Genomic DNA, 16,769 nt, shown 5'->3' on the forward strand with positions numbered 1-16,769 from the left:
GCCGCCATCGTGGCACGCGGTAGTACGGTGCGCAGCCGTGGCGAAAGTGACCGGCATCGGCGGCGTCTTCCTGCGTGCGCGCAACCCGGTTCGGCTGGCCGGGTGGTACCGCGAGCACCTCGGCGTGCCGATGTCCGGGCACGGCGCGGTGACCTTCCACTGGACCGCCGACGAGACCACGACGTTCGCGTTGTTCGCCAACGACACCGAGTACTTCGGCGAACCCGGGCAGCGCGTCATGGTCAACTTCCGGGTGGACGACCTCGACGCCCTGCTCACGCGGCTGCGCGCGCGCAACGTCGAGGTGCTGCCGCAGACCGAGGACTCCGAGTACGGCAAGTTCGGCTGGGTCGTGGACCCCGAGGGCAACCGGGTCGAGCTGTGGGAGCCCGCGCCCGGGATGTAGCCCCTACATCAGTTCGAGCACGAACGGCAGCTCCTGCGGCGCGTACCAGGCCAGCTCGTGGTCCTCCGCCTCGCCCAGCGCGAACTCGGCGTCCGGGTCGCCCAGGTCCGCCGCGTCCACCACCTCGGCGGCCTCGCGCACGGCGTCCTCCGCGTCGGAGGTGTCCAGGTGGATCGCGGCGATCTGCTTCACCGGCACCGAGCCGGTCACCTTCACCACGGAGAAGTCCAGGTCGGGGCGCAGCCGCACGTCCTCGACGTCCACCGACACCACGGCCCGCCGGGGCACGCCCTTCTCCTCGGCCGCGATCAGCCGCAGGGACGCGCGCGCCGCGTCGAGCATCGCCGAGTACTCCAGCTCCTCGGTGTCGCCGGTCGCGTAGGACTCGCGCAGCGCGGGCGTCAGCGCGAAGCCGGTGCCGCCCACGGGCGTGAACACGCCCTGCTCCACCAGGTCGCGCAGCATCGCCACGGTCGCCGGGAGGTACACCCTCATCAAGACACCGTCCCCATCAGTTCCTCCACCGACTCCTCGACCATCGCCGCGAGGACGTCCACATCGGACATCGCGTCCCGGTCGGCGTTGAGCCCGAAGTACACCCCGCCGTCGTAGGACGTGACCCCGATCGACAGGGCCTGGTTCTTGGCCAGGGGCACGACCGGGAACATCTCGGTCATCTTCGCCCCCGCCGCGTACAACGGCACCTGGGGCCCCGGCACGTTGGTCACCACCACGTTGAACAGCCGCCGCGAGAACGAGCTGGCCGCCCGCGCGCCCAGGGCGTGCAGGGTCGGCGGCGCGAAGCCGGAGAACCGGACCAGCGTCTCCGCCGCCACCGAGTGGCCGGACTCCTGGTGCGCGCGCATCGCGTGGCTGACGTGGTGCAGCCGCACGACCGGGTTGGGTTCGCCGACCGGCAGGTCCACCAGGTACGCCGACACCCGGCTGCCGTTCTGGTCGTCGTCGCGCACCGACATCGGGGCCATCGCGCGCATGGTCGTGTGGCCGGCGACGACCTCGCCGCGCGAGAGCAGCCACGTCCGCAGCGCGCCGGACAGGACGGCCAGGACGGCGTCGTTGACCGTGCCGCCGTGGACGCGGCGGATGGCGCGCAGGTCGTCCAGCCGGGTGCGGGCGACGGCGAACCGGCGCTGCGGCGAGATCCGCACGTTCAGCGGGCTGCCCGGGGCCGGGGTGGCGGCGGTGCGCACGGCGGAGGCCAGGCCGCCCAGCGCGCCGGCGACCTTGCGGACCGTGGCGACGGTGTCCATGGCGGCCGAGCGGACGTTCTCCACCAGCTCGCCGGGCCGCTGCACGACCTCGGCGACGGCGTCGGCGACCAGTTGCAGGGAGCTGGGTTCGGGCTGCGGCATCCACAGCGACTCCACCGGCGGGCGGGGCGTGGGCGAGACGTCCAGGATGACCTGGCCGATCTCGGGCGCGCCGATGCCGTCCACCATCGCCTGGTGCGTCTTGGTGATCACCGCCGTGCGGTTCCGCTCCAGGCCCTCGACCAGGTAGATCTCCCACAGCGGCCGGGCGTGGTCCAGCGGCCGGGACATCAGGCGCGCCACCAGGTCGTGCAACTGGCGGTCGGTGCCCGGTTTGGGCAGCGCCGAGCGGCGCACGTGGTAGGTGACGTCGAAGTCCGGGTCGTCCACCCACACCGGGCGGGCCAGCCGGCCGGGCACGTGCACGACCTTCCGCCGGTAGCGCGGGACCAGCGAGAGCCGCTGCTCGATCAGGTCGACCAGCCGGTCGTAGTCGAAGCCCGCCTTCGGCCGGCGGAACACCGCGACCCCACCGACGTGCATCGGCGTCGTGGAGTCCTCCAGGTACAGGAACGAGGCGTCCAGCGCGGAGAGTCGGTCGGGCATGCGGCCCAGGCTAGTCGCTGCACCGGGCGACGAGGCGGTTCACCGCGTCCACCTCGGCGGCGTCCCGGGCGTGCCGGGCCAGCCGGATCGCGGCGGCGGCGGGCATCGCCCGGCGCACCTCGACGTCCACGCCCGCCAGGAAGCTCTTCATCATCAGGGTGCGGGCGAGCCGCTTGAACGGGCGCAGCGGGGCGACGGCGATGGCCAGCCAGCTCAGCGCGACGTCCACCTTGCGGTCGCCCCGGGCGGCGTTGGCCCAGTCCACGACCACCGGGCCGGCGGGCCCGAGGACGACGTTGCCGGGGTGCAGGTCCAGGTGCAGCAGGCGGCCGTCGCCGGGCAGGAAGTCCGGGGCGGGCACGTCGTCCAGGCAGCGGTGCAGCTCGGCCAGCTCGCGGCCCAGCGCTCCCGCGCGCCACGGCTTGGCGTCCAGTTCCTGCGACATGCGCGGGCCGGGGACGTACTCCATGACCAGGTCGGTCCCGGAGGCGTCCCGCACGCGCGGCACGGGGATGCCGTGCGCGCTGAGGTGCCGCATGAGCCGGGCCTCTTGCCGCAGGTCGCGGCCGGTGCGGCTGCGTTTGAGCAGCAGGCCGTCCGGACGCAGGTAGACGTCCGCCTCCCGGCCGCTGGCCAACAGACGGTGCGCCTCGTCGCGCGGGGTCATGTGACGATCATCATGATTGACAGCGCGCGCACAAGCCCCATTCGGGTGGAGGACACTGGTCCCGTGGAAATTTCGCCCAAGGACCGCTTTGTCACCGTTTATGGCCGCAAGCCCGTGTTGGAGGCGCTGGACGACCCCCGGCTGGAGGTCGACAAGGTGCTGCTCGCGGAGGGTGCGCGGGGTCCGGCGGCGAAGGAGATCCTCGACGCCGCGCGGCGGCGCGGGGTGGCGGTGCAGCGGGCCACGGCGCAGCGGGTGAAGGTGCTCGCCGGCAACGGGCGGCACGACCAGGGCGTGCTGGCTGACGTCGTCGCGCCCCGGATGAGGCCCTTGGCGCTCGGGCTGGAGGACCGGCCGCGCGGCGTGCTGCTGCTCGACGGCATCACCACGCCCGCGAACGTCGGCATGATCCTCCGGACGGCGACCGCCGCCGGCATGGACGGCATCGTCGTGCCGCGGCGCGGGGTGGCCTCGATCGACCCGCTGGTGGTGAAGGCGTCCGCCGGGGTGGCGTTCCGCGCGCCGGTGCTCAAGTGCGCGACGGCCGGGGAGGCGGCGGCCGAGCTGGCCGCCGCCGGCTACCCGATCTACGCGCTGGACGCGGGCGCGCGCGACTCGGTCTACACCGCCGACCTGCCCGAACGGGCCGCGTACGTGCTGGGCAGCGAGTCCACCGGCATCTCCGACGACGTGCGCCCGCACGTCACCGGGTGGCTGTCCATCCCGATGGCGGCGGGCGTCGAGTCGTTGAACGTGGCGTCGGCGGCGGCCGTGCTGTGCTTCGAGGTGGTGCGCCGCCGGCTCAGCCGGTGAGCTTCGCGGGGTCGGCCGGTCAGCGTTGCGGCGTCGGCCGGTCAGCGTTGCGGCGTCGGCCGGTCAGCCTCGCGTAGTCAGCCGGTGAGCGCCGCGGGTCGGGCTTTCAGCGCGGCGAAGGCGGCCTGCTCCCCCGCCGCGGGCGCGGTCTTGAACCCGCCGCCCCCGAAGCACGCGGCCACGACCACGTCACCCACCGGCCCGATCACCGGCGCGGCCCCGAACAGGTCCGCCCCGTACCGGCCGCCGAGGTAGGCCGCCTCGCCCAGCCACGGCCACAGCCGCCGCAGGCCCTCCCGGACGTACGCGACCTGGTCCTCGGTGAGGTGGTCGCCGCCGCCCGGCCCGACGTCCCACTCCTCCACCGGCCGCCCGGCGAGGAACCCGCCCGCGTACGGCCCGTCGAGCACCGGCCGGCCCCACATCCCCGTGCGCTGGTCGTACACGGTCGGCACGTCCCGCCCGCCCCGGTCGAAGAACGCGTACCGGATGCGCTTGAGCCGCGCCGGGCCGACGTCGGCCAACGCGGGCGCGCCGGCCCCGGCCGCGACCACGACCACGCCGGCGGTGACCGGTCCGGTGGTGGTGACCAGCCGCGTGCCGCGCGGGTCGGGTTCGACGCGCAGGACGCGGGTGTCGTGCCGGGTGACCCCGTCGAGCAGGTCCCGGGCGACGACCGGCGGGGACGCGTAGCCGCCGTCGGGCTCCCACACCGCGCCGGCGGCGTCGAGTCCGAAGTCGCGCCGGAGTTCGTCGGCGTCCACGAGCTTGGCCTCGATGCCGGCCGCGAGCAGTTCGTGCACGCCGGCGACGGCTTCCGCGAGCTGGTCGGGGCCGAGCAGCACCAGGGACCCGGTGCGGTGGAAGTGCGGGGAGTCCCGCCACAGCAGGTGGTGGCTGCGGATGGCGAGCCGGCGCTGTTCGCCGTCGTGCTCGTAGGCGCGCACCAGGCCGCCCGAGTAGCGGGTGGCGGACTCGGCGTCGTCCGCCGGCGCGCACACCGCCACGGACACGCCCGCCTGGACCAGCGCCGCCGCGGTGGCGGCCCCGACGACGCCCGCGCCCACGACCACCACGTCGTGGTGCGGCACGGGGTTGACGACCTCCCAGCCGGCCGCCGGTTTGGCGGCCCGCACACCGGCCGCGATGTCCGGTTGGTCGAGGGCGCGCACGAGCGCGTCGAACGCACTGTCTACAAAGGACTGCGCGCCGCCGGTCAGCCGGGCGACCCGCGCGCCGTCGGCGGCGTCCCCGGCGAGTTCGGCGAACTCGTCCACCGCGCAGTCGTCGGTGAAGTAGAGCGGTCCGGCGAAGCCGTCGGCCCGGAGTTCCCGGGCCTTGGCGGCGCTGCCGTGGTGGGTGCCGCACACGACCAGGCCGTCCCCGTCGGCCTCGCCGCCGAACAGTTCCGCCATGCCGCGGCCGTAGTCGGTGCCGTCGTGCCGGACGCCCAGTTGCCGGACGCCGTGGGTGGCGGCGACGAGGCGGAGGGCGGCGACCTGGTCGAGGTCGTCCGGGCACCACTGGACCGCGTTCGGGTAGCCGTCGGTCAGGCGGGGGCGGGTGGACAGCGGCAGGACGACCGGCAGGCCGGCGGCGGCGTAGAGGGGCAGGGAGGCTTGCGCGCCGAGGCTGTTGAAGTGGCCGATGACGGCGGCGTACCCGCCGGTCACGACACCGGCCGCGATCCGGGCGGCGACCACCTGGTCACCGCGGTCGTCGTGGAACTCCCACCGGACCCCGGGATACCGCGCGGCAGCACTGGTGAGCAACCACCCCCACGCCGCCCGCGGCCCACTGAACGGCCCGACCACCGCGACCCGGACATCCCGAACGCCACACGCGCCACCAACCACCCCGGCACCACTCATACCGGTGCCGGCCACGGCACCGGTATGAGTGGTGCCAGCCCCCACGCCATCGGCCTCCGCCCCGGCCGCGACCCCGGCCATACTGGCACCGGTCATACCGGTGCCAGTTTCAGTCACGCCGCCGCCGTTCGCCGCCCCGCCCCCGTTCGCCACGCCGGCCGCCTCAGCCACCGAACACCGGGCCGTCGAGGGCGCCCAGCGTCGCGCCCACCGGCACCGCCAAGGCCTCCGCCGACACCGCGCGCCCGGGCGGCAGGCCGAGCAGTCCAGCCAACCGGTCCGCGCCGTGCGGCAGGGCCGGGGCCGCCCACGCCGCCAGGCCCGCCGCGACCGCCAGTTGCCCGGCCAGCGCCGCCCGGTAGTCGTCCCGCCCCCGCGACCGAGCCCTGTCGTGGTGGTGGACGTGGCCGAAGTCGGCGGCCAGCGCCACCACCTCGTCCAGCAGCGCCACCGCCCGGCGCGGGTCGAAGCCCGCCAGGTCGTAGCACTCGCGCAGCTCCACGACCGTCCGGGTCAGCCGTCCGCGCAGCAGCTCCCACGCCGCACCGCCCGGCGCGACGTCCGGCACCACGCCGCCGAACTCCTCCGCCGCCTCGGCGAACAACCGGCGCAGCCACCCGTTCCAGTGCCGGTCCACGTGGTCGGCGGTGCGGGCCAGCGCGTCCAGGCTGAAGCTGGTCTCGCGACCGTTGGGCCGGTCGGCCAGGACGTGGTGGCGCAGCACGTCCGCGCCCACCCGGTCCAGCGCCTCGTACCCCCAGATCGCGTGCCGCCGACTGGTGGAGAACTTCAAGCCCTCCAACTGGTAGAACTCGTTGACCACGAACGCCCGCGGCAACGGCACCGCCGCGTCGTAGGCCAGGAAGCTCGCCGGGAACAGCACGGCGTGGAAGTACCCGTTGTCGATGCCGAAGAACTGCACCGGCCCGGACTCGGGGACGCCGCCGCCCAGGTCGTGCTCCAGCAGGTACCCCGGCCCCATCTCGAACCACACGTAGATCCGCTGGTCGGCGAACTCCGCGACGGGCACCTCGATGCCCCACTCCGACGGGTGGCTCACGGCGATCTCGGGCAGCCCGTCGTCCAGCATCTTCTCGCACAACGCCCGCAGCCGCGGCGGCATGTCCACAGTGGACCAGAACTCGACCAGCCGGTCGGTGAAGGGCTCCAGCGGCAGGAAGAGGCGCTCGTTGTCGCGCAACTCGGCCGCGTCGCCGCACACCACGCACCGCGGGTCCACCAGATCGCCGACGAAGTTCGGCCGGCCGCAAGGCTCGCACGCGTTCCCGTTGGACCGAGCACCGCAGTGCGGGCACGCGCCGACGACATAGGCCTCGTACAGCCACCGGTCGCACGGCACGCAGTACGGCAACGGCTTGACCCGCGGCACGATGTGCCCGTCGTCCACCAGCTTGCGGAAGAAGTTCTGCACGTACGCCACGTACCCGGCGTCCACGCGCGGCCGGCCGATGGTGTCCAGCGTGATGCCGGCGCGCTCCCACACCTGCACGATGGTCTCGCCGTAACCGTCGGCGACCTCCTCGCCCTTGCGACCGCCGTCCTTCAGGCCGCGCACGGGCACGTAGCTCTGATGGTCGTCCAAGCCGGTCGTGTAGCGGACCGGAAGTCCTTCGCTGCCGAGGAAACGGCGCAGGACGTCACCCGCGAGGTAAGGGCCGGCCAGGTGGCCGACGTGCAGATCGCCGTTCGGGGTCGGCGGCGTCGCCGTGATCCACGTGGTCATGACTGCGGCACCTCGCGCAACGGCCAGTACAGCGACACCCACACCAGGTTCTCGTCCGCACTGCCGTTGTGCACCACGTGTTCCTGGTTGCGCGGCAGCACCAGCATGTCGCCCTTCTCGAACGACGTGCTCTCGCCGGCCAGGTCGAGCGTGCCGGTCCCGTCCAGGATCAGCATGAACTCGTCCTGGTTGTGGCAGTCGGGCAGCGAGGAGCCGCCGGGGCGCAGGAAGCACGCCATCGCTCCCAGCGGCGGGTCCTCCGGCGCGTCGGTCCACGGGATCAGGCGCTGGCAGGCCAGGCCGAACTCCTCCTGGGCCACGCTCTGGTCGATGCGGAACTTCGTGATCATCGGGCTTCCCCCGGCTCTTCGAAGACGACCTGGATCCGGTCCGAGAACTCCTGGTGGGTCCGCTGCACGTCCTCGTACGAGTCGCCGGTGACGAGCAGGAAGCCCAGCACGCTGTTGCCGTCCGGCGGGCGCAGGATCACCGTGCCCGGCTTCGCCGTGATCTTCAGGAAGAGCGTCTTGTCGGACTGCTCGACCTCTTGCGGGACAACGACTTCCTTGATCGTCCCGGCGTCGCAGATCATCGCGTTGCCCCACACGTGCACGCCGGTGGGCGTGTAGTGGCGCACGTCGGGCTTCACGCCCCGCGCGACGTCCATGACCGCCTTGATCGGGTCGTACCCGCCCGACGCGCGTGCCTGGTAGTCCAGACCGCCGCCGCCGACCCGGACCGCGATCTCCAGCAGGTACGGCTTTCCTTGGTGGAAGCGGACTTCCGCGTGCAACGCGCTGCGCCGGATGCCCTGCGCGTGCGCACCGGCCTTCACGACCTCGTGCACGGCGGCGAGGTCTTCCGGGCTCAGCGTCGTGGGCGAGTGGTGGACGTCGTCGTCGAACGTGTCGCCCTCCTCGGTGACCCGGTCCACGACGTTGCCAAGGTAGACCTCGTCGTCCCAGGCCAGCGCCTCGATGAGGTGCTCGTGACCGTCCAGGAAGGACTCCACGATGAGGCCGTTCGGCCCGAGGTCGATGCCGTCGGCTGCGGTGGCGACCCACGGCATGTCCCGAATGCCCTCGGCGGCGACGGCGAACCGCTCGCGCAGCTCGTCCGGGTCGTCGCAGCGGAACACGTAGTAGCTGCCCGCGCCCAGCGTCGGCTTGAGGATGACGGGGTAGCCGAAGTCCTCGGCGGCCTGCAACGCGTCCTGCACGTCGGCGGCGAACCGGAAGTCCGGGTGCGCCGCGCCGCCCTTCTCGTGCGCGCGCCGCATGAGGATCTTGTTGCGGCTGTTGAGGGCCGCGTCCACGCCGATGGTCGGCAGGCCCAGCGCCTCGCCGACGGCGGCGACGGTCACCACGGCGGCCTCGGCGAACGCGAACACGCCGTCGAAGCGCTCCTCGGCGTGCCAGGCCTTCGCGGTCTCGATGATGGCGTCGATGTGCTTGGACCCGGCGACGCGGTAGCGGTCGGCGGGCCAGAAGTCCTCGGTGCCCTCGCCGTTGAGCACGAACAGGTCCGCGCCGAAGTCGACGACCTGCCGGTACCGCGACTGGTAGTAGGTGGCGTTCTGGCGTGCCTCGATGGCCAGCAGCTTCATGGTGGCTCCCCGGTTCAGGCGGTCGCGGCGACGGCGGGCGCCACCGCGGCGACCGCGGGCGCCGGCACCCGCGCGGCGCGGTGGTCGAGCAGGTCGGCGACGATCTCCTGGGCGCGCCACGCGAGCACGCTGAGCAGGGAGTCGGAGATGCCGTGCGTGGCCTCGTTGACGCCCTGGAGGTAGACCGCGCCGGCGGAGTCCCCGGTGTCGAGGCGGTAGCGGCGCGACACCGAGACCTCGGGCAGGCCCAGGCGGGTGGCGAGTTCGCCGACCAGGCGCGGCATCGCCGGGTCGAAGCCGGTGCCGAGCAGCACGAGGTCCGTGCGCAGCTCCTCGGTGAGGCCGGTCTTGCGGTCGGTCAGCGACAGCACGACCTCGTCGTTGACCTCGCGGGCGTCGGTGACGTCGACCATGGTCACCACGCGCAGGCGCGGGTCGGGGGACATCGCGTCGAGGTAGAGCTGGCGGTAGAGGGTGTCGAGGAAGCCCGGCGCGAGGCCCGAGTAGTTGGTCTTGTGCATCTCCTGGAGGATCTGCGCGCGCTGCTCGGGGCGGGAGTCGTAGAACTCGCCGACGAACGACGGGTAGTACAGCTCGTTGGTGAACTTGCTGCTCTCGTAGGCGTTCATGCCGATGGACCGCATGACCATGGTGGGCCGCGAGTTCGGCAGGTCGGTCTGCACGGCGTGGAACATCTCCGCCGCGCTCTGCGCGCCGCCGACGACCGTGACCCGGTAGGGCAGCTCGCGCGGGAGTTCGGCGATGCGGTCGACGTACTCGGTGCTGTGGATGACCTTCCGCTCGGGCAGGCCCCGGAAGACCTCGGGGACGCGCTTGTCCCGGCCGGCCCCGACGACCAGGTAGCGGCTGCCGATCGTGTCGCCGTCGGCGAGGCGGGTGAGCCAGCCGGTGAGGTCGCCGTTCTCGTCCACGAGCGGTTCGATCGCGGTGGCGCGGCGGTTGTACTGGACGGACACCTTGGTCAGGTGCTCGGCGACCCAGCGCAGGTAGTCGGAGATCTCGGTGCGGTAGGGGGTGAAGGTGCCGAGGTTGGCGAACCGGTCGAGCCGGCCCACCGAGTGCAGGTAGTTGACGAACGAGTACGCGCTGCGCGGGTTGCGCAGGCTGACCAGGTCCTTCAGGAAGGAGACCTGGCTCTGGGTGCCGGGCAGCAGCATGCCGCGCTGCCACTCGACGGTCGGTCCCTGCTCGATCAGCAGGCTGTTCGTCGCGAGGCCGTCGGGCGCGAGTTCCTCCAGCGCGACGGCCAGCGATAAGTTGGACGGGCCTGCCCCGATCGCGAGCAGTTCCACTTCCCGGTGCACCATGCTGCCACTCCCCGAACACGTCGCCCGACCGTGCCGGGGCAGGGCGAAGCCACCGGGTAAATACCCGCGAACGGGTCCCGGAAAAATGGTTTGTCGCACCCGACGGCGGTCTGGATGGTCTGCCTGAACGGTCCGCTCTGCCGCTCGAACCAGGCGCTACCGTACAGGCCGCCGGCGAGCGGGAAGAATGGTCCGAAGGGAGCAATTAGGAATTCCGGGGGCCACCCCATAAGCCATAGCTATGCGCCGCCACCTCGCCGTTACCGCAGGTAGTCACGCTGCGCTTGGCTCGCGTCACCCTCTGTGCAGTTTCCACCACTGCCCGTGCGCGCCATCCGTCGTCACTTTAAGTGGCCGGACGACGAAAAACGCACACCGGCGATGCACTATGTTCGGTGAAAATTCGTCGCTTCCCGGGTCAATCCTGGAGCGGGAGGTCCAAAAGCACTTCGAGTTCCCCGACCGTCGCATTGACGGACCGGTGGTGGACACCCACCATTCCCACGGCGGCGGCACCGCGGACGTTGACCGCCAGATCGTCGACGAACACGCAGTGCGACGGGTCGAGCCCCAACCGTTGGGCGACGACGAGGTAGATCCGGCGGTCCGGCTTGGCGAACCCGACCTCGCCGGAGGTGACGACGACGTCGAAGACGTCCTGCCACGCCATCGGCGGTGCCCATAGGCCGTCCGCATTGGACAGGATCGCGGTGCGGACCCCGTGGCGCTTGGCCGTGCGGGCGGCGGTGAGCAGTGGCGGTTCGAGGCCGGGTTCGGGGTGGTCCCCCGGATCGGTGAGCACGCCACCGAAGTCCAACACCAAAGCGCGCAAGCCGACCTCCATCAGGTGATCCCGGTACGCCAGAGCCCCCAACCGCCTCGGTTCGAGCATGTCATCCCCCAACCGAACCGTACGCGCGACCACGCCGCCCCATGACCCGCGGGCGGCGACCGTCCACCACCTCCTGACCGCGGTCGTGGAGGCGGTGGACGGCCGCCGCCCCCTGCGGCAACTGGCCGACCACCTGACCCCACCCGCTGCGGCGGAACTGGGCCGAGCCCTGGGCCAGGGCGCCCGCCTGAACCGCATGCGGGTGTGCCGGGTGACCCCGGAGGTGACCGAGCTGTCCGCGGTGGTCAGCACCCGAACGGGCCGCGTACGAGCCCTGGCGGCCCGAATGGAATGGACCGACAACCGCTGGCGCTGCACCGCCTTCCACCTACTCCCCTGACCTGCCGCTGATCCCTCGCCCGAAGCTGGTGGGAGCCCTCCACGGTGCTCCCACCAGCCCACTCCTCTCCCCCACACCCTCACCCCATCCGCGCACCCGCCCCGCCTCCCAGCGCCGCGCCATCGCCTCCACACACCCCTGCGCCGCCCCACCGGACCGCCCTGCACTCGCCACCAACGCCTGCCGCCCGCCCCGCCTCCCGCCCGCCACCCCTGGCGTCTTGCCCGCCACACCTCCCGCGCCGCCCCACACCTCCCGCGCCGCCCCACACCTCCCGCGCCGCCCCACACCTCCCGCGCCGCCCCGCGCCATGCCCGCCACCCCTCCCGCCGCACCTCCCGCCACTGCGCACCGCCGGCGGCGCGACCACCCACTGCGCACGGCGGCAAGCTGGCGACAATCAGCGCGGCGGCGGGGCAGTCGGGCGGCTGCGCGGCGGGCGGCTGGGCGGGCGGCGGCTGGGCGCGCCGGGCCGCAGGCCGCTAGGCGGCGGGCAGCGGGGCGGCAGGCGGCCGGACGGCGAGCGGCGGGCGGCCGGGGGCAGCGCGGGCTGCGGCGGCGGCGCGGGCGGCGGCGCTGCTGCGGCGGCGTGGGCGGCCGCTGCGGCGTGGGCTGGCGGTGGGTTCGGTGGCTGCTGTGGCCCGGCGGGTGCCTGGCCAGCGGTATGCGCGTGGCTGGCGGTATGCGCGTGGCTGGCTGTGGGGGTGGCTGGCGGTGGGTGGCTTGGTCCAGAGGAGCTGTTGTGGGGGCGTGGGCGGGGGTCGGGGTGCCTTGGCCTTCGGGGGCCGTTTTCCGCGCTCCTTGTTTACGGGACGCGCGAGGCCGGAGTTGGTCGCGGATCCTGTATGTCGCTCGATTGGGTGATGTTGGGTGGGTATGGCGGTGCCCCCGTCCCGAAGGAACGGGGGCACCGGGGTTGAGCTGGTCAGTTGCGCTTGCGGTTGGCCTTTTCGGCGGCTCGGGCTGCTGCTCGGCGTTCCTTGCGGCTGGCCTGGTTCTGGGCGCCGCCTCGTTGCTGGTTGTCGCCGGTCGTCTGCTCGTCGCCGCTTTCCGACGGGCCCGAGTAGGTCAGGCCCTGCTGGGCGCCTCGCTGGTCCAGGCCCTTGCCGCGCAGGGCCGGCGGGATGGCGGTGCCGCTGGACAGCTGTGCCAGGGCCGGACCCGCCGGGGCCTCGGTCGGGGCCTGCTGCTGCTGCTCGGCCGCCGCGGCTGCCGCCGCCCGCGCACGGGCTCGGCTGCCGGTCAGGGGGCCGGCGCCGGCGGCGATCGACACCTGGACCGGGGGTTCCGGCGCGGGCTCCGGTTCGGCGGCCTCGACCTGGAGGTTGAACAGGAAGCCGACCGTTTCCTCGCGCAGGGCGTCGAGCATGGTGTTGAACATGTCGAAGCCCTCCCGCTGGTACTCGATCAGCGGGTCGCGCTGCGCCATCGCGCGCAGGCCGATGCCTTCCTTCAGGTAGTCCATCTCGTACAGGTGCTCGCGCCACTTGCGGTCCAGCACCGACAGGAGGACCCGTCGCTCCAGCTCGCGCATGGCGCCCGGGCCGACGCGGCCGTCGATGTCGGCCTCGCGCCGGTCGTAGGCCTCCAGCGCGTCCTTCTGGAGCAGCTCCTTCAAGGACTCCTTGGTGATGTCCTCGTCGGACTCCAGCAGGTCCTTGAAGTCCAGCGTGATCGGGTACAGGGTCTTCAGCGCCGTCCACAGGCGGTCGAAGTCCCAGTCCTCCGCGTAGCCCTCGGCGGTCGCGCCGTCGACGTAGTCGCCGACCACGCCGGTGATCATGTGCTCGACCTGCTCGCGCAGGTCCTCGCCGGCCAGGACGCGGTGGCGCTCGGCGTAGATCACCTTGCGCTGCTCGTTCATGACCTCGTCGTACTTGAGGACGTTCTTGCGGATCTCGAAGTTCTGCTGCTCGACCTGGGTCTGGGCGGACCGGATCGCGCGGGTCACCATCTTGTGCTCGATCGGCACGTCGTCCGGCACCCGCAGGCGGGTCATCACGGTCTCGACCATGGCCGCGTTGAAGCGGCGCATCAGCTCGTCCTTCAGCGACAGGTAGAAGCGCGACTCGCCCGGGTCGCCCTGGCGGCCGGACCGACCGCGCAGCTGGTTGTCGATGCGCCGCGACTCGTGCCGCTCGGTGCCCAGCACGTACAGGCCGCCGGCCTCGCGCACCTCCTCCGCCTCGGCCTTGACCTCGGCGGTGATCTCCTCGATCAGCTTGGACCAGGCGGCCTCGTACTCCTCCGGGTTCTCCACCGGGTCCAGGCCGCGCTCGCGCAGCTCGTGGTCGGCGAGGATGTCCGGGTTGCCGCCCAGCACGATGTCGGTACCGCGACCGGCCATGTTCGTCGCGACGGTCACAGCGCCCTTGCGGCCGGCCTTGGCGATGATCAGCGCCTCGCGGTCGTGGTGCTTCGCGTTGAGCACCTCGTGCGGGACGCCCATCCGGACCAGCAGCTTCGACAGGTACTCCGACCGCTCGACGCTGGTGGTGCCGACCAGCACCGGCTGGCCCTTCTCGTGCCGCTCGGCGATGTCCTCGGCGACCGCCTCGAACTTCGCCTCCTCGGTCTTGTAGACCAGGTCGGGCTGGTCCTTGCGCTGCATCGGCCGGTTCGTGGGGATCGGCACCACGCCCAGCTTGTAGGTCTGGTGGAACTCGGCCGCCTCGGTCTCGGCGGTACCGGTCATGCCGCCCAGCTTGGCGTACAGGCGGAAGTAGTTCTGGAGGGTGATCGTGGCGAGCGTCTGGTTCTCCGCCTTGATCTCCACACCTTCCTTGGCCTCGATGGCCTGGTGCATGCCCTCGTTGTAGCGGCGGCCCGCCAGCACGCGGCCGGTGAACTCGTCGACGATCAGGACCTCGCCGTTGCGGACGATGTAGTCCTTGTCGCGGGTGAACAGCTCCTTGGCCTTGATCGCGTTCTGGAAGTACCCGACCAGCGGCGTGTTGGTGGAGTCGTAGAGGTTCTCGATGCCGAGCTGGTCCTCGACGTACTGCACGCCGGCCTCGGTGACACCGATGGTCCGCTTGCGCTCGTCCACCTCGTAGTGGGTGTCCTTGCGCATCTTGGTCGCCAGGCGCGCGAACTCCAGGTACCAGCGGGACGACTGGTCGGCCGGGCCGGAGATGATCAGCGGCGTGCGGGCCTCGTCGATGAGGATCGAGTCGACCTCGTCCACGATCGCGAAGAAGTGGCCGCGCTGGACCATCTCGTCCTGGCTCCACGCCATGTTGTCGCGCAGGTAGTCGAAGCCGAACTCGTTGTTCGTGCCGTAGGTGATGTCGGCGTGGTAGGCGGCCCGGCGCTGCTCCGGGGTCATCTCGGACAGGATCGCGCCGACGGTGAGGCCGAGGAAGCGGTGGATGCGGCCCATCCAGTCCGCGTCGCGCTTGGCCAGGTAGTCGTTGGTGGTGACGACGTGGACGCCCTCGCCGGCGATCGCGTTGAGGTAGGCCGGCAGCACGGAGGTCAGGGTCTTGCCCTCACCGGTGCGCATCTCGGCGATCTGCCCGAGGTGCAGCGCCGCGCCGCCCATCAGCTGCACGTCGAAGTGCCGCTGGCCCAGCGTCCGCTTGGCACCCTCGCGGACCACGGCGAACGCCTCCGGGAGAAGTTCGTCCAGCGACTCGCCCTCGGCGTAGCGCTTCTTGAACTCCTCGGTTTTGGCGCGCAGCTCGGCGTCGGTGAGGTCGACGACGTCGTCTTCGAGGTTGTTGATGTGCGCTGCGATGTTGCGCAGGCGCTTGAGCATCTTGCCTTCGCCGGCGCGGAGCAGTCGGGACAGCACCATCTCGGGTCGACCTCATTACCTCATCGCGTCGCGCCCGGGGATGGGCGCCTTCCAGCGGCTCGCCACGGGGGATGACGAGCCCACACCACCCGCCATCGTAGGCAAGCCGTGGAGGTGTGTGCACAGACACAGGTAGGAAGGGGTGCGGAACTGCCCGTAATCGCCTGATCACCCGGTGGGGGAAGCCGCTGAACGGGCGTGCCCGGGGTGGGTGCGGCGGGTCGCGCGGTCGGGCGTGTCGGGCGGATCGAGGGGCTGCGGCGCGGGTGGGAGGAGCGGGCCGGCGTGATGGAGGTCTCGGCGCGGGGACGGCCGGGTGCTGACGGGTGCGGCGGCGGGCGCGGGCGGTTCGGAGGGCGCGGCGGGGGTGCGGGTGGCGGGCAGGCGCAGCTGGCAGGCGCGGGCGGCTGGCAGGCGCGGCGGCAGGCGCAGGCGGCGGGCAGGTGCGGCGGCAGGCGCAGGCGGCGGGCAGGTGCGGCGGGTGGCAGGCGGCGGGGCGGGGCCGGTGGCGGGGGGTTGGCCGGGTCTGGACGGCACGAACCCCGGCGTGCAGAGAAACGCCGGGGGTCGTTGAGAGTGGGGTTGGGCCGGCTCCCTCAGGCCAGCCGGATCACGCCGTAGTCGAATCCCTTCCGTCGGTAGACGACGCTGGGGCGCCCGCAGTCGGCGTCGGAGAACAGGTAGAAGTCGTGGCCGACCAGTTCCATCTCGTAGAGGGCCTGGTCCACCGTCATCGGCTTGGCCGCGTGTTCCTTCTCGCGCACGATCTGGCCGGGCAGCTTCTCCTCGATGTCGTCCCACCGCTGCTGCGCGGGCACTTCCGCCATGCCCCCGTAGGTCGGTTCGGACTCCTCGGCTTCGAGCAACGCGGTGTGCCCGAGCCACATGCCCTGTGCTTGTCCGTCGTGGTCGGTCTGGACGGGGGGAAGTGGCGCCCCCAGTCCGCTGGTCGCCTCGGCGACCGAAGTCGGGCCGCGCCGCCCGTGGTGCACCCGCCGTCGGTCGTGCGACCGGCGCAGGCGGTTCTCGAGCTTGGTGACCGCGGAGTCCAGGGCGGCGTAGAAGTCGCCCGCACACGCTTCGGATCGGATTACCGGGCCACGTCCTTTGCCCGTGATCTCCACCCGCTGGCAGTTCTTCGACTGCCTGCGGTTCGGCTCGTGGAAGAGTTCCACGTCAAAGCGGATGACCTTGCGGTCGTATCGCTCAAGCCGGGCCAGCTTCTCGGCGACGTGGACCCGGTAGTGATCGGGCACCTCGACGTTGCGGCCCTTAACGACGATGTCCATACACGACCTCCCTCGCGTTAGCTGCGAGCTATGGCATTGGATCGCTTCGGCACCGGTCGCGCGATCGCCTTCGCGCGTTGTCGCTGAGGGTTGTCCCTCAGACCTCCACCGGCGCCAGGGTCATGGGCTGTTCGCCT

14 protein-coding genes are annotated in these 16,769 nt (G+C 72.1%); 3 read left to right on the top strand and 11 right to left on the bottom strand.

The genetic code is table 11. The features are described 5' to 3' along the window. Nucleotides 1–37: 37 nt before the first annotated feature. Nucleotides 38–406, top strand: coding sequence for a VOC family protein (locus ABD126_RS22455; protein ID WP_343935843.1), 369 nt, complete (start codon nt 38–40; stop codon nt 404–406). Between the two features lie 3 nt (nt 407–409). Here ABD126_RS22455 and ABD126_RS22460 read toward each other — a convergent pair whose 3' ends face one another. From ABD126_RS22460 to ABD126_RS22470, 3 genes are read right to left on the bottom strand one after another with little or no spacing between them, the layout of a single operon-like run. Then, nucleotides 410–901: a DUF6912 family protein gene (locus tag ABD126_RS22460; protein ID WP_343935844.1), complete on the bottom strand. Its 492-nt coding sequence runs from the start codon at nt 899–901 to the stop codon at nt 410–412. Continuing rightward, nucleotides 901–2,283, bottom strand: coding sequence for a WS/DGAT/MGAT family O-acyltransferase (locus ABD126_RS22465; protein WP_343935845.1), 1,383 nt, complete (start codon nt 2,281–2,283; stop codon nt 901–903). The genes ABD126_RS22460 and ABD126_RS22465 overlap by 1 nt, the downstream gene beginning before the upstream one ends. Before the next feature lie 10 nt (nt 2,284–2,293). Further along, the gene (locus tag ABD126_RS22470; RefSeq protein ID WP_343935846.1) at nt 2,294–2,950 is read right to left on the bottom strand and encodes a phosphotransferase; all 657 of its coding nucleotides are present in this window, start codon (nt 2,948–2,950) and stop codon (nt 2,294–2,296) included. Nucleotides 2,951–3,013: 63 nt separating this feature from the next. Here ABD126_RS22470 and ABD126_RS22475 point away from each other — a divergent pair, with 63 nt between their 5' ends. Continuing rightward, nucleotides 3,014–3,763, top strand: a complete 750-nt coding sequence (locus ABD126_RS22475; protein ID WP_343935847.1) for a TrmH family RNA methyltransferase — start codon at nt 3,014–3,016, stop codon at nt 3,761–3,763. Between the two features lie 77 nt (nt 3,764–3,840). On the opposite strand, the gene ABD126_RS22480 is transcribed toward ABD126_RS22475, so the two are convergent. The 6 genes from ABD126_RS22480 to ABD126_RS22505 form a co-directional block, all read right to left on the bottom strand. Next, nucleotides 3,841–5,535 (bottom strand): FAD-dependent oxidoreductase, encoded by a 1,695-nt coding sequence (locus ABD126_RS22480; protein ID WP_343935849.1) that lies wholly within the window; start codon nt 5,533–5,535, stop codon nt 3,841–3,843. A gap of 262 nt (nt 5,536–5,797) precedes the next feature. Then, complete coding sequence (locus ABD126_RS22485) at nt 5,798–7,378, bottom strand: class I tRNA ligase family protein (RefSeq protein ID WP_343935850.1); 1,581 nt, start codon at nt 7,376–7,378, stop codon at nt 5,798–5,800. Further along, nucleotides 7,375–7,728, bottom strand: coding sequence for a cupin domain-containing protein (locus ABD126_RS22490; RefSeq protein WP_343935851.1), 354 nt, complete (start codon nt 7,726–7,728; stop codon nt 7,375–7,377). Before ABD126_RS22490 ends, ABD126_RS22485 begins: the two co-directional genes overlap by 4 nt. Next, entirely contained in the window at nt 7,725–8,984 is a 1,260-nt protein-coding gene (locus ABD126_RS22495) for an ATP-grasp domain-containing protein (protein ID WP_343935852.1), read from the bottom strand. Before ABD126_RS22495 ends, ABD126_RS22490 begins: the two co-directional genes overlap by 4 nt. Nucleotides 8,985–8,998: 14 nt before the next feature. Further along, complete coding sequence (locus ABD126_RS22500; RefSeq protein ID WP_343935853.1) at nt 8,999–10,312, bottom strand: lysine N(6)-hydroxylase/L-ornithine N(5)-oxygenase family protein; 1,314 nt, start codon at nt 10,310–10,312, stop codon at nt 8,999–9,001. A gap of 418 nt (nt 10,313–10,730) precedes the next feature. Further along, nucleotides 10,731–11,156 (bottom strand): HAD-IA family hydrolase, encoded by a 426-nt coding sequence (locus ABD126_RS22505; RefSeq protein WP_343935854.1) that lies wholly within the window; start codon nt 11,154–11,156, stop codon nt 10,731–10,733. A 46-nt stretch (nt 11,157–11,202) separates the two neighbouring features. Here ABD126_RS22505 and ABD126_RS22510 point away from each other — a divergent pair, with 46 nt between their 5' ends. Then, entirely contained in the window at nt 11,203–11,544 is a 342-nt protein-coding gene (locus ABD126_RS22510) for an Rv3235 family protein (RefSeq protein WP_343935855.1), read from the top strand. Nucleotides 11,545–12,469: 925 nt separating this feature from the next. Here ABD126_RS22510 and secA read toward each other — a convergent pair. Together secA and hpf are read right to left on the bottom strand one after the other, a co-directional pair. Continuing rightward, nucleotides 12,470–15,343 (bottom strand): preprotein translocase subunit SecA, encoded by a 2,874-nt coding sequence (gene secA, locus ABD126_RS22515; protein ID WP_343935856.1) that lies wholly within the window; start codon nt 15,341–15,343, stop codon nt 12,470–12,472. Nucleotides 15,344–15,939: 596 nt separating this feature from the next. Beyond that, the gene (gene hpf / locus ABD126_RS22520) at nt 15,940–16,632 is read right to left on the bottom strand and encodes a ribosome hibernation-promoting factor, HPF/YfiA family (protein ID WP_343935857.1); all 693 of its coding nucleotides are present in this window, start codon (nt 16,630–16,632) and stop codon (nt 15,940–15,942) included. Between the last annotated feature and the right edge of the window lie 137 nt (nt 16,633–16,769).

Source organism: Saccharothrix mutabilis subsp. mutabilis (genome assembly GCF_039521145.1).
In the GTDB taxonomy this organism is placed as follows: domain Bacteria; phylum Actinomycetota; class Actinomycetes; order Mycobacteriales; family Pseudonocardiaceae; genus Actinosynnema; species Actinosynnema mutabilis.